The organism is Streptomyces sp. NPDC006197 (genome assembly GCF_040613865.1).
Lineage (GTDB): Bacteria > Actinomycetota > Actinomycetes > Streptomycetales > Streptomycetaceae > Streptomyces.
The window spans coordinates 19,137-31,845 of the sequence record NZ_JBEXSZ010000010.1 but is presented as its reverse complement, the minus strand read 5'-3'; the positions used below and the strand labels follow the sequence as shown (position 1 = coordinate 31,845).

Genomic DNA, 12,709 nt, shown 5'->3' with positions numbered 1-12,709 from the left:
ACCGTACGGGGTGAGGGGCCCTGGCCGCCCGGGGCCGCAGGGAGATTGACGGATAGTCAGGGTCGGGTGGCGCGTTCCAGCGCGAGGAGCACCGATCCGTAGCTCCGGCCCGTCGCCCGGTCCATCCCGATCTCGCACATCCGGTTGGCCGAGAGGTGCGCGTCGAACGGCCTGGACGTGACCTCGGCCGCCTCACGGGCCGTCGCCGAGGCCGTCAGCTCCGGATGCAGCATGCCCCGGTCCCCGGCGAAGGCGCAGCAGCCCGCGTCGGCCGGGACGACGACCTCCTCCGCGCAGGCCTCGGCGAGCACGGTGAGCTTCTCCTCGTCGCCCAGGTGCCGCATCGAGCACGTCGGATGGACCACGGCCGAGGCGACGCGGCGCCGCACCTCCAGCCGGGGGAGCAGCTCGTCCGCCGCCCACACGAGCGAGTCGAGCACGGTCAGTTCGGCGTGCAGCGCCCGGTTGTCCTCCGTCAGGTACGGCACCACCTCGTGCGCGATCCCGAGGGCGCACGAGGAGGCGTCCACCACGAGCGGCAGCCGCCCGCCGGCCGTCCACCCCCAGGCGGCCTCGACGATCCGGTTGGCCATCACCTCGTTGCCCCGCTCGTACCCCTTGGAGTGCCAGATCGTCGCGCAGCACGTGCCGGCCACGTCGTCCGGGATCCACACCGGCCGCCCGGCCCGTGCCGACACCGCGACGACGGCCTCCGGGAGCGAGGGCCCGCGCTCGCCCTCCGGACCCCCGAAGACGCGGTTCACACAGGCCGGGTAGTAGACGGCGACCGCCGCCGGACGGTGGGTGCGGGGCAGCCGCCGGGCCGCCGCGCCCGGGATCTCCGGCAGCCACTCCGGTACGAGGTCGGGGCGCACGGCCCTGCGGGCGAGGCCCGTCAGCGACCCCAGGACCCGGTCGCCGATCCGGTCCGCGGCGGCGACCGCGAGCCGTGCGGAGGCCTCCACCGCGCGGAAGTTCCGCGCGGCCAGGGCGGCGATCCGCTCCTCGCGCGGCGAGTGCCGCTCGTGCCGGAACTCCTTCATGAGCGCCCCCGTGTCGATCCCGACCGGGCAGGCCAGCTTGCAGGTGGAGTCGCCGGCGCAGGTGTCGACGGCGTCGTAGCCGTACGACTCCAGGAGCCGGGCCTCGACGGGGGAGCCGTCGGGCTGGCGCATCATCTCCCGGCGCAGCACGATCCGCTGGCGCGGAGTGGTCGTCAGGTCGTGGCTGGGGCAGGTCGGTTCGCAGAAGCCGCACTCGATGCAGGGGTCGGCGGTCCGCTCCACGGTGGGGATCGTCTTCAGACCGCGCAGATGGGCCTGCGGGTCGCGGTCCAGGACGATCCGGGGGGCGAGCACCCCGGCGGGGTCGACGGCCTCCTTGACCCGCCACATCAGATCGGTCGCCCGCGTCCCCCACTCCAGCTCCAGGAAGGGCGCGATGTTGCGGCCGGTGGCGTGCTCCGCCTTCAGCGAGCCGTCGAAGCGCTCCACGGTCAGCTTGCAGAACTCGTCCATGAAGGCCGCGTACCGCTGGACGTCGGACGGGTCGGCCGCGTCGAAGGCGAGCAGGAAGTGGAGGTTGCCGTGGGCCGCGTGACCGGCCACGGCCGCGTCGAAGCCGTGCCGGGCCTGGAGGCCGAGCAGCGACTCGCAGGCCTCCGCGAGCCGCTCCGGCGGCACCGCGAAGTCCTCGGTGATCAGGGTCGTACCGGAGGGGCGGGAGCCGCCGACCGCCGTCACGAAGGCCCTGCGGGCCTTCCAGTAGCCGGAGATCCGCTTCGGTTCCCGGGTGAAGGCGTTCTCCACGGAGGCCACCGGGGCGACCAGGTCGAGGCCGGCGAGCACGGCCTGCGCCGCCCGCTCGTACGCCTCCAGGGCCGCCGTGTCCGGGGCCCGGAACTCGACCAGGAGCGCCGCCGTCTCCTTCGGCAGCTCCGCCCAGTCGGCGGGCACGCCCGCCACCCTCACCGAGGCCCGCAGCGTGTTGCCGTCCATCAGCTCGACGGCGAGCGCCCCGGCCTCGTTGAACAGGGGCACGGCCGCGGCGGCGGCCGGCAGCGAGGGGAAGAGGAGCAGGGCCGTGGACACCTCCCGGTTCAGCGGCAGGGTGTCGAAGACGACCTCGGAGATGAAGCCGAGGGTGCCCTCGGAGCCGACCATCAGGCCGCGCAGGATCCGCACCGGCGTGTCGCCGTCGAGGAAGGCGTCGAGCCGGTAGCCGTTGGTGTTCTTGATGGTGTGCTTGGCGCGGATCCGCGCGGTCAGCGCGGGGTCCGCCTCGATCTCCGCCTTCAGCGCCATCAGCTCCGCGCACAGCCTCGGCTCGGCGCGCGCGAGCTCCTCGTCGGCGTCCGGGTCCGCCGTGTCGACCACGGTCCCGCTCGGCAGCACCAGGGTCAGGGAGGCGACGGTCCGGTACGAGTTCCGGGTGGTGCCGGCCGTCATCCCCGAGGCGTTGTTGGCGACGACGCCGCCGATCGTGCAGGCGACCGCGCTGGCCGGATCGGGCCCCAGGACCCGCCCGTACGGGGCGAGCGCGGCGTTCGCCCGCACCACCGTGGTGCCGGGCCGGATCCGCGCCCGGGCCCCGCCGTCCAGGACCTCGACGCCCGCCCAGTGGCGGCGCACGTCGACGAGGACGTCCTCGCCCTGCGCCTGTCCGTTGAGGCTGGTCCCGGCGGCCCGGAAGACCACCTCGCGGCCCTTGCCGTGGGCGTACGACAGGACGGCGGAGATGTCGTCGATGTCCTCGGCGACCACGACGACCTGCGGGACGAAGCGGTACGGGCTCGCGTCCGAGGCGTAGCGCACCAGGTCGGAGATCTTCGACAGGACCTTCCCCGGCCCGAGGAGCTCGGTGAGCTCCTCGCGCAGCCGCCGCGGCGTGCCCCGCGCCTGGAGCTCCGGCACGCGGTCCGGGGCGGGGGTCCGCTTCGTACCGGGACGCAGGGCCTGCGGGTTCGGCTCAAGCAGCGGCATGTCACGGCTCCCCTTCGGCGCGGCCCCGCGCCCCACGGGTCAGCAGCCGCGCTCCGGGCCGGGGTCGACCAGGGCGGACAGCAGACCCTCGAGCACCTCGCGCTGTTCGACGGTCAATGGAGCAAGGATGTCCTCTGCGGCGGCCCGGCGCGCGCTGCGCAGCTCGCGCAGCGTGGCGCGTCCCGCGTCGGTGAGCTCGATCCGCACCACCCTGCGGTTGCTCGGGTCGGGCACCCGGCGCACCCGGTCGCCCGCCTCCAGTCCGTCGACGAGACTGGTCACGGCCCTCGGGACGACCTCCAGGCGGGCCGCGAGGTCGGCCATCCGGGGCGGCTCCCCGAAGTGCGCGACCGTGCGCAGGAGCCGGGACTGCGCGGGGGTGATGCCCACCGGCTCCAGATGGCGCTTCTGGATGCGGTGCAGGCGCCGGGTGAGCCGCAGCAGCTGCTCGGCGAGGAGCCCGTCGGCGTCGGTCCTGGCCAGCGGGTCGGAGGTGCTCATGCGGGAACAATATCAGGACCTTGTTCATTGTGAGTATAGGTAACAGTGAGCTATGCTCCGATGGATCGTCTCTCTTCGAAGGAGCCCATGCGCCCCCACGACCAGTCCGACTGGACGCCTCCGCCCCGCGACTCCGGCCAGCCCAAGGAGCCCGCCCAGGTGCGGCGGATCCTGCGGCTCTTCCGCCCCTATCGCGCGCGCCTCGCGCTCGTCGGCCTCCTGGTCGGCGCCGCCTCGCTCGTGTCGGTCGCCTCGCCGTTCCTCCTCCGGGAGATCCTGGACACCGCGATCCCCCAGGGCCGCACCGGGCTGCTCAGCCTGCTCGCCCTCGGCATGATCGCCACGGCCGTCCTGACCAGCGTCTTCAGCGTGCTCCAGACCCTCATCTCGACCACCGTCGGCCAGCGCGTCATGCACGACCTGCGCACCGGGGTCTACGAGCAGCTCCAGCGGATGCCGCTCGCCTTCTTCACGCGCACGCGCACCGGCGAGGTCCAGTCCCGCATCGCCAACGACATCGGCGGCATGCAGGCGACGGTGACCTCCACGGCCACCTCCCTCGTCTCCAACCTCACCGCCGTCGTCGCGACCGTCGTCGCCATGCTCGCCCTCGACTGGCGCCTCACCCTCGTCTCGCTGCTCCTGCTGCCGGTCTTCGTCTGGATCAGCAGGCGCGTCGGCCGCGAGCGCAAGAAGATCACCACCCAGCGCCAGAAGCAGATGGCCGCCATGGCCGCGACCGTCACCGAGTCCCTCTCGGTCAGCGGCATCCTGCTCGGCCGCACCATGGGCCGTGCCGACTCGCTCACCCGGTCCTTCGCCGAGGAGTCCGAGCGCCTCGTCGACCTCGAAGTGCGCTCCTCCATGGCGGGGCGGTGGCGGATGTCCACCATCGGCATCGTCATGGCCGCCATGCCCGCCCTGATCTACTGGGCCGCCGGCATCGCCCTGGGCCCGGGCGGCTCGGAGATCTCGCTCGGCACGCTCGTCGCCTTCGTCTCGCTCCAGCAGGGCCTCTTCCGGCCCGCCGTCAGCCTGCTCTCCACCGGCGTGCAGATGCAGACCTCCCTCGCGCTCTTCCAGCGCATCTTCGAGTACCTCGACCTGCCCGTCGACATCACCGAGCCCGACGAGCCGGTCCGGCTTCCGGAGGTCCGCGGCGAGGTCTCCTTCGAGAAGGTCGAGTTCCACTACGACCCCGAGGGGCAGGACCGCCCGACCCTGACCGGCATCGACCTGACCGTCCCCGCCGGCGGCAGCCTGGCCGTCGTCGGTCCCACCGGCTCCGGCAAGTCCACCCTCAGCTACCTCGTGCCCCGGCTGTACGATGTCACCGGCGGCCGCGTCACCCTCGACGGGGTCGACGTGCGCGACCTGGACTTCGACACCCTCGCCCGCGCCGTCGGCGTCGTCTCCCAGGAGACGTACCTCTTCCACGCCTCCGTCGCCGACAACCTCCGCTTCGCCAAGCCGGACGCCACCGACGAGGAGATAGAGGCGGCCGCGCGCGCCGCCCAGATCCACGAGCACATCGCCTCGCTCCCCGAGGGGTACGACACCCTCGTCGGCGAGCGCGGCTACCGCTTCTCGGGCGGCGAGAAGCAGCGCCTGGCCATCGCTCGCACCATCCTGCGCGATCCGCCGGTGCTGATCCTCGACGAGGCGACCAGCGCCCTCGACACCCGGACCGAGCACGCGGTGCAGCGCGCCATCGACGCCCTGTCGGCCGGGCGCACCACCATCACCATCGCGCACCGGCTCTCCACCGTCCGCGACGCCGACCAGATCGTCGTCCTGGAGGGGGGCGGGATCGCCGAGCGCGGGACGCACGAGGAGCTGCTCGCCCGGGACGGACGGTACGCGGCCCTGGTCCGCCGGGACGCCCGCACCGAACAGGCGAACGTGGGAGCGGTTGTTCCCCAGAACGTGTGATCGTTCCGGGATTCGTTGCCCAACTCCCTTACGGCATCGGAAGATTACGGAGTGCGAGCGGCGGGCTGCAGACCGCGACCGCACACGTCCCACTGATGTACCTGTACGAGGAGAAGCACCACCATGAACGTCATCACCAACCTGCTCGCCGGCGTCCTCCACTTCCTGGGCTGGCTCGTCTGACGATCGCAGTGCCCGGCGCCGTCGGCCCCCCGTCCCAGGGGGCCGGCGGCGCCGCCGCGTGCGCGGGACCGCGCGGAGACCGGGAGTGCCGCGTGGTTCAGGCGGTCGGTGCGGCGATCCGGCCGCGGCCGAGGAGGCGACGGATGTCGGAGACGGCCGTCCGCCCGGCCCGGTTGGCACCGATCGTCGAGGCCGAGGGGCCGTAGCCGACGAGGTGGACGCGCTCGTCGCGGACCGCGCGCGTGCCCTCCACCCGGATGCCGCCACCCGGCTCGCGCAGCCGCAGCGGCGCCAGATGGTCGATCGCCGCCCGGAAACCGGTCGCCCACAGGATGACGTCCACGTCGACAGTCCGGCCGTCGCCCCAGGCCACCCCGGTCGGGGTGATCCGGTCGAACATCGGCAGCCGGTCCAGGATCCCGCGCGCACGTGCGTCGCGGATCGCGTCGGACAGGGGAAGGCCGGTGACGGAGACCACGCTCTGCGGCGGCAGTCCGCGCCGCACCCGGTCCTCGACCAGCGCGACGGCCGCGCGGCCCTCCACCTCGCCGAAGGGACCCTCGCGGTAGACGGGCTCGCGCCGGGTCACCCAGAACGTCTCCGCGGCGACCTCGGCGATCTCCATGAGGTGCTGGGTGCCGGAGGCCCCGCCGCCCACGACGAGCACCCGCTTCCCGGCGAACTCCCCGGGGCCCGGATAGCCGGAGGTGTGCAGCTGACGGCCCCGGAAGGTCTCCTGCCCGGGGTAACGCGGCCAGAACGGACGGTCCCAGGTGCCCGTCGCGTTGATCAGGCCCCGGGTCGCGTACACGCCCTCCGAGGTCTCGACCCGGAGCCGGCCGCCCTCGCCCTCCCGGACGGCCGTGACGTCGACGGGCCGGTGGACCCGCAGGTCGAACGTCCGCTCGTACGTGTCGAAGTACGCGCCGATCACCTCCGAGGAGGGACGCGAGGGATCGGCCCCGGTCAGCTCCATGCCGGGCAGCGCGTGCATCCCGTGCACCTTGCCGTAGGTGAGGGAGGGCCACCGGAACTGCCAGGCGCCGCCCGGCTCGGGGGCGTGGTCCAGGACGACGAAGTCCCGGTCCGGCTCCAGGCCGGTGCGCCGCAGGTGGAAGGCGGCGGAGAGCCCCGCCTGTCCGGCGCCGATGACGACGACGTCCACCGTCCTGACCTCTTCGAACCCGAAATCGTTCACGCTTCCACCAACCGGGGCGGGGGTCCGGTTCTTCCCGTCCCGGCCGGCGCGGCCCTCGCCCGCCGAACCGACGCGAGTCCGTGCCCCGCCCGTGATCACCCTGTCCTAGCCTCCGACAGGAGCATGCGGACGGCACGTTCACGACGGGGGACAGGACATGACATACCGACGCGCGGTGATACCCGCACTGGTCGGCGGGCTGCTGCTCACCGCACTCCTGTGGTGGGCCGGGGCCAGCGCCGATGCGCTGCACCTGCCGGGCAGCGGCGGGACGCTCGGCGCCGAGCCGGTCGCCGAGCTCCAGCGCTGGCTGGCCCCCTGGTCGTACGATCCCCCGGCCTTCCTCGACTCCGGCGCGCAGGTCTCCGGCCACGTCGGGGACACCGGCGACGACAACCGCGGCTACTACAATGGCCTTTACACGACCGGGCTCCAGATCCGGTACGGCGCCGTCCTCGTGTTCTTCGTGCTGGGCGCCCTCCTCCTGGTCCGCCGCCTGCCGCCGGTGCGCGGGCGCACCACCGCGGCGTTCCTCGCCCTCTGGACCTGGGGCATCGCGGCCGGGACCCTGGCGCTCACCGTGTCCGCGCCCTGGCTCATCGCCTCCTCGGGGCACGGGAGCTACCGCTTCCTGCCCCAGCTGTCGAACGTGATCGCCGGCGGACAGCAGCTCCCCGTGGCCGTCGGACTCGTCGCGGCGGGAGCGACCGTCCTCGTCGCACGGATCACCGCCGAGGGCGCGGGACCGCTGCCCCGCACGGACGTTCCGGCCCGCGCCGCGCGCCTGGCCGCCACCGCGGGGACCGCCGTGATCGCACTGTCCGTGGTGGTCCTCTCGTACCATCCGGTCGCCGCAGCCCTCCAGACGTACTCCCCGGCCGGCGGACTCCTCTCCGAACCCGGCGACCTGCTGCGCCAGTGGCTGCTGCTCGGCGCCTGGGACGTCCCGGCGGGCGGCCCGATCCTCGACTGGCTCCTCTACCGCGCCTCCGACGTCCTCCTCCTCGCCGTCGTCTGGTGGGCCCTGCGCCGGCTCCCCGGGCTCCTGACCCGGGCCACGCTCCCGGCCATGGCGGCCGGCGCGGTCTGCGCCACGCTCCTCGGCCTCCTCGCGGGCCAGCTCCTGCGGATCGCGGTGGTCCGGGCGGGCCCCCAGCAGGGCCTCCTCTCCTTCTCCGCCGGCCTCGGCAACGGCATCCCGGCCGCCCTGACCTGCGGCCTGGCGGCCGGTGTCCTCGCCGCCGCGGTGCTCCGGCCCTCCCTGCGGCACGCGCCGCACCCCGACGCGGCCGAACCTGCACAATACGGGGGTGAGCGATGACGACCCGTACCTGTGGCTGGAAGACATCTCCGGCGAGGCCGCCCTCGCGTGGGTGGCCGAGCGGAACGCCGAAACGGCGGACGTGCTGGCCGCCGACGACGGGTTCGCCCCGCTGAAGGCGCGCCTGAGGGAGGTGCTCGACGCCTCGGACCGCATCCCGTACACCGTGCGGCGCGGCGCGTACCTCTACAACTTCTGGCGCGACGCCGAGCACGTGCGCGGGGTGTGGCGGCGCACGACCCTGGAGCAGTACCGCAAGGACGAACCCGCCTGGGAGGTCCTCCTCGACGTCGACGCGCTCGCCGCCGCGGAGGGCGAGAAGTGGGTGTGGGACGGGGCCCGGGTGCGCCGCCCCGCGTACGACCGGGCCCTGGTGCGGCTCTCCCGGGACGGCGGCGACGCCGTCGTGGTCCGCGAATTCGACCTGGAGGCCCGGGAGTTCGTCGCGGACGGCTTCGCGGTCCCGGAGGCGAAGACGCGGATCGGGTGGATCGACGCCGACACCGTCTTCGTCGGCACGGACACCGGACCCGGCTCGCTCACCGACTCCGGCTATCCGCGCACCGTCCGGCGGTGGCGGCGCGGCACGCCGATCGAGGAGTCCGAACTCGTCTACGAGGCCGAGGACACCGACGTGTCGGCCTGGGGGTACCACGACCCCACCCCCGGCTTCGAGCGGGACTTCGTCGGCCGCTCGCTGGACTTCTTCCGCAGCGAGACGTACCTCCTGGAGCCCGACGGCACGACCGTACGTGTCGACGTCCCCGACGACGCGCTCGTCGAGGCCCACCGCGGGCATCTGCTCGTCACCCTGAAGTCCGACTGGCTGGGGCAGCCCACCGGCTCCCTCCTCGCCTTCGACTTCGACGCCTTCCTCGCGGGCGACCGCACCCCCGAGGTGCTCTTCACCCCGGACGCGCGGACGGCCCTCGCCGGGCACTCCTGGACCCGGCACCACCTGATCCTGGAGACGATGCGGGACGTCAGCGCCCACATCGAGGTCCTCACCCCGGGCCATGACGGAGCCGGCTGGACGCGCACCCCGCTCGTCGGCGTCCCCCCGCTGTCCGCCGTCGGCGTCGTGGACACGGACCCGGACGTCTCCGACGAGTACTTCCTCGACGTCTCCGGCTTCCTCCAGCCCTCCAGCCTCCACCGCGGGCACATCGGCGCCGACACGGAGGTCCTCAAGCAGGCCCCGGACCGCTTCGACACCACCGGCCTCACGGTGGAGCAGCACTTCGCGACCTCCCCCGACGGCACCCGCGTGCCCTACTTCGTCATCGGCCCCGACCACGCCGTCACCGGCCCCGGCCCCACCCTGCTCTACGGCTACGGCGGCTTCGAGGTCTCCCTCACCCCCTACTACGGCGCCGTCACCGGCCGGGCGTGGCTGGAGGGCGGCGGCACGTACGTCATCGCGAACATCCGGGGCGGCGGCGAGTACGGCCCGGACTGGCACCAGGCCGCGCTCGGCGCGCGGCGGCCGCGGGCCTTCGAGGACTTCGCGGCCGTCGCCGAGGACCTCGTCGCGCGGGGCGTCACCACCCCGGACCGGCTCGCCGCGTCGGGAGGCAGCAACGGCGGCCTGCTCATGGGCGCCATGCTCACCCGGTACCCGGAGCTCTTCGGAGCGATCGTCGCGCAGGTCCCGCTGCTCGACATGACCCGCTTCCACAAGCTCCTCGCGGGCGCGTCCTGGATCGCAGAGTACGGCGACCCCGACGACCCGGCCGACCTCGCACACCTGCGCGAACTCTCCCCGTACCACCAGCTCGCCGCCGACCGGACCTACCCGCCGGTGCTCCTGATGACCTCCACCCGCGACGACCGCGTCCACCCCGGCCACGCGCGCAAGACGGCGGCGCGGCTACGGGAACTCGGCCACCCCGTGCTGTTCCACGAGAACACCGGCGGCGGCCATGCGGGCGCCGGGGACAACGAACAGGCCGCCCACAACAGCGCCCTCGTGCACACCTTCCTCCGGCGGCACCTGGCCTGAGGCCCTACAGCCAGCCCTGGCGCTGCGCCTGCAGCGCCATCTGGAAGCGGCTCGTGGCGCCGAGCCGGGCCATGAGCACCTGGATCCGGCGGAAGAGCGTGCGGCGGCTGACCCCGATCTCCCGGGCGATGACCTCGTCGCCCGCGCCGCCCGCGAGCAGCCGCAGCAGCCGGCGGTCGGCCGGCAGCAGCCCGGCCGGCCGCACGGAACGGCCGTGCAGCGGCAGCGCGCTCTGCCAGGCCTGCTCGAACAGCGCCACGAGCGCCGACAGCAGGCCGCACGGCTGCACCACCAGCATGCTGTTGTGCACGTCGGCCTCCTTGATGGAGAGCGAGACCATGGCGTACGCCTCGTCGATGATCACCAGCTTCACCGGTACCGACGGCAGCACCCGCGCCTGCTCGCCCGCCTCCACGCACGGCTCGATCGCCTCCTCCAGCTGCCCCGGATACTCCAGCGACGCCTGCGAGTAGACGACCCGCTGGGTCACCCCGCGCGCCAGGGTCGCCAGCGCGTCGTCGGTGGCGCCCGGCAGCGGGAAGTACGGGGGAGAGTCCAGCTGCCGGATCTCCTCGCGCGCGCTGGCCCAGGCGTGCCGCATCCGGGGACCCACCGCTTCCCCCGTCACCACCTCGACGAGATCGTCGTGGTACGCGGCGAGCCGCTGCCGCCGGAACGACTCGAAGGCACCGCCGACGGTGATCCGCGACTCGTCGAGCTCGGCCGCCCGGTGCCGCCCCAGGATCTCCAGACCCGCGGCGGGCGGCACCGGAGCCACCGGGTCGGGGTCCTGCCCGGCGGGACTCGCCAGGCCCGCGTCGACGAGTTCCCCGTACGCCGTGGCCAGCTCCGCACCGTCGAGACCGGCCGCGGAACCGATGGCGCTCAGCGGCGCCGGACCGAGCTCCAGAAGTCGGATGTAGACCCGGCGGGCCTCGTCGCCGATCCCGAGCAGCCGGAGCGCCTCACCGAGCTTCGCGTTCGCCATGGACCGCATTATCGACCCGCCCCGGCAGCCCCCGCCGCCCGGGGCGTGGCCGATCCGTGCCACTGGCCGATCCAGGCACCCGGCGGGCCCGCGGCGCAGTACCGTCCGGGTGCCGTCGACGTGCGGCGGCCGAGAACGTACTGGGAAGAAGGTGCAGGACGTGGCGAAGGGTCGCAAGAACGGCCTCTACAACGGCGTCTCCGAGGAGCTCTCCGCTCTGATGAGGACGGGATGGGCGGACACCGAGCGGCACGATCTCGAACCGGCCGAGCAGGCGCCGTACGCGGCCCTCCGCCGCGCCGCGCTCTCCGCGCTCTTCCCCGGCGAGCGCCTGATCGTCCCCTCGGGGAACCTCAAGTACCGCTCCAACGACGACAACTACCCGTTCCGCCCGTACTCCGGCTACGTGCACATGACCGGCGACCAGGCCCGCGACGGCGCGCTCGTCCTGGAGCCCCGCGCCGACGGCGGCCACGACGCCTACTGCTACCAGCTGCCCCGCGACAGCCGCGACAACGACGAGTTCTGGATCGGCTACACGGCCGAGCTGTGGATGGGCCGCCGCCGCTCCCTCGCCGAGTCCGCGACCGTCCTCGGGCTGCCCTGCCGAGACGTCCGCACCATCACCGAGGACCTGGCCGCCGGCTCCGGCCTGCCGACCCGGATCGTCCGCGGCGTCGACCCGGCCCTGGAGGCCGCCGTCACCACCGACGAGGAGCGCGACATCGAGCTGGAGGGCGCGCTCAGCGAGCTCCGCCTCGTCAAGGACGAGTGGGAGCTCGGCGAGATGCGCAAGGCGGTGGACTCCACCGTGCGCGGCTTCACCGACTGCGTCGCCGAACTCTCCCGGGCGATCGCCTCGTCCGAGCGGTGGATCGAGGGCACCTTCTTCCGCCGCGCCCGCCTGGAGGGCAACCACGTCGGCTACGGCTCGATCTGTGCCGCCGGCGACCACGCCACGATCATGCACTGGACGGACAACGACGGCCCGGTGCGCCCCGGCGAGCTGCTCCTCCTCGACGCCGGCGTGGAGACGCACTCCCTCTACACCGCCGACGTCACCCGCACGCTGCCCATCAGCGGCACCTTCACCCCGGTCCAGCGCCAGGTGTACGACGCGGTGTACGAGGCCCAGGAGGCGGGCATGGCCGCGGTGAAGCCGGGCGCCCCGTACCGCGACTTCCACGAGGCGTCCCAGCGCCACCTGGCGGCCCGGCTCGTCGAGTGGGGCTTCATCGAGGGCCCCGTCGACCGCGCGTACGAGCTCGGCCTCCAGCGCCGCTTCACCATGGCGGGCACCGGCCACATGCTCGGTCTGGACGTCCACGACTGCGCGCAGGCCCGCACGGAGGAGTACGTCGACGGCGTCCTGGAGCCGGGCATGGTGCTCACGGTCGAGCCCGGCCTGTACTTCCAGCCGGACGACCTGACCGTGCCCGAGGAGTGGCGCGGCATCGGCGTCCGGATCGAGGACGACCTGGTCGTCACCGAGGAGGGCCACGAGAACCTGTCGGCCGGTCTGCCGCGCTCCTCGGCCGAGGTCGAGGCGTGGATGGCCCGGTTCGCGGGCTGAGGTTCCGGTCGCCTGCCGTGGCCCGGACGC

Annotated in this window: 8 protein-coding genes; 4 read left to right on the top strand and 4 right to left on the bottom strand. The window is 73.6% G+C overall.

Annotated features, from left to right (window positions below; genetic code table 11):
• Positions 1-56: 56 nt before the first annotated feature.
• Together ABZ318_RS04995 and ABZ318_RS04990 are read right to left on the bottom strand one after the other, a co-directional pair.
• Positions 57-2,981 (bottom strand): FAD-binding and (Fe-S)-binding domain-containing protein, encoded by a 2,925-nt coding sequence (locus ABZ318_RS04995; RefSeq protein WP_356901097.1) that lies wholly within the window; start codon positions 2,979-2,981, stop codon positions 57-59.
• A gap of 39 nt (positions 2,982-3,020) precedes the next feature.
• Entirely contained in the window at positions 3,021-3,482 is a 462-nt protein-coding gene (locus ABZ318_RS04990; protein WP_356901096.1) for a MarR family transcriptional regulator, read from the bottom strand.
• A gap of 87 nt (positions 3,483-3,569) precedes the next feature.
• Here ABZ318_RS04990 and ABZ318_RS04985 point away from each other — a divergent pair, with 87 nt between their 5' ends.
• A complete protein-coding gene (locus ABZ318_RS04985) occupies positions 3,570-5,414 on the top strand; it encodes an ABC transporter ATP-binding protein (protein WP_356901095.1) in 1,845 nt (614 codons plus the stop codon).
• Positions 5,415-5,694: 280 nt separating this feature from the next.
• On the opposite strand, the gene ABZ318_RS04980 is transcribed toward ABZ318_RS04985, so the two are convergent.
• A complete protein-coding gene (locus ABZ318_RS04980) occupies positions 5,695-6,795 on the bottom strand; it encodes an NAD(P)-binding domain-containing protein (protein ID WP_356901094.1) in 1,101 nt (366 codons plus the stop codon).
• 157 nt (positions 6,796-6,952) lie between these two features.
• Between ABZ318_RS04980 and ABZ318_RS04975 the strand changes: the two genes are divergently transcribed.
• Together ABZ318_RS04975 and ABZ318_RS04970 are read left to right on the top strand one after the other, a co-directional pair.
• The gene (locus tag ABZ318_RS04975) at positions 6,953-8,116 is read left to right on the top strand and encodes a hypothetical protein (protein ID WP_356901093.1); all 1,164 of its coding nucleotides are present in this window, start codon (positions 6,953-6,955) and stop codon (positions 8,114-8,116) included.
• Complete coding sequence (locus tag ABZ318_RS04970; RefSeq protein ID WP_356901092.1) at positions 8,106-10,118, top strand: prolyl oligopeptidase family serine peptidase; 2,013 nt, start codon at positions 8,106-8,108, stop codon at positions 10,116-10,118. Before ABZ318_RS04975 ends, ABZ318_RS04970 begins: the two co-directional genes overlap by 11 nt.
• 4 nt (positions 10,119-10,122) lie before the next feature.
• Here the strand turns inward: ABZ318_RS04970 and ABZ318_RS04965 are convergent, their stop codons facing one another.
• Positions 10,123-11,106 carry a LuxR family transcriptional regulator gene (locus tag ABZ318_RS04965; protein ID WP_356901091.1) on the bottom strand — a complete coding sequence of 328 codons (984 nt, stop codon included), beginning with the start codon at positions 11,104-11,106 and terminating at the stop codon, positions 10,123-10,125.
• 160 nt (positions 11,107-11,266) lie between these two features.
• On the opposite strand from ABZ318_RS04965, the gene ABZ318_RS04960 reads away from it, so the two are divergent.
• Positions 11,267-12,679, top strand: coding sequence for an aminopeptidase P family protein (locus ABZ318_RS04960; protein ID WP_356901090.1), 1,413 nt, complete (start codon positions 11,267-11,269; stop codon positions 12,677-12,679).
• The last annotated feature ends 30 nt before the right edge of the window (positions 12,680-12,709 follow it).

What these genes read in the sequence shown, in the direction of transcription:
- ABZ318_RS04995 (WP_356901097.1), bottom strand. Translation starts at nt 2,981, where the DNA reads ATGCCGCTGCTTGAGCCGAACCCGCAGGCCCTGCGTCCCGGTACGAAG.
- ABZ318_RS04975 (WP_356901093.1), top strand. Translation starts at nt 6,953, where the DNA reads ATGACATACCGACGCGCGGTGATACCCGCACTGGTCGGCGGGCTGCTG.
- ABZ318_RS04990 (WP_356901096.1), bottom strand. Translation starts at nt 3,482, where the DNA reads ATGAGCACCTCCGACCCGCTGGCCAGGACCGACGCCGACGGGCTCCTC.
- ABZ318_RS04965 (WP_356901091.1), bottom strand. Translation starts at nt 11,106, where the DNA reads ATGGCGAACGCGAAGCTCGGTGAGGCGCTCCGGCTGCTCGGGATCGGC.
- ABZ318_RS04985 (WP_356901095.1), top strand. Translation starts at nt 3,570, where the DNA reads ATGCGCCCCCACGACCAGTCCGACTGGACGCCTCCGCCCCGCGACTCC.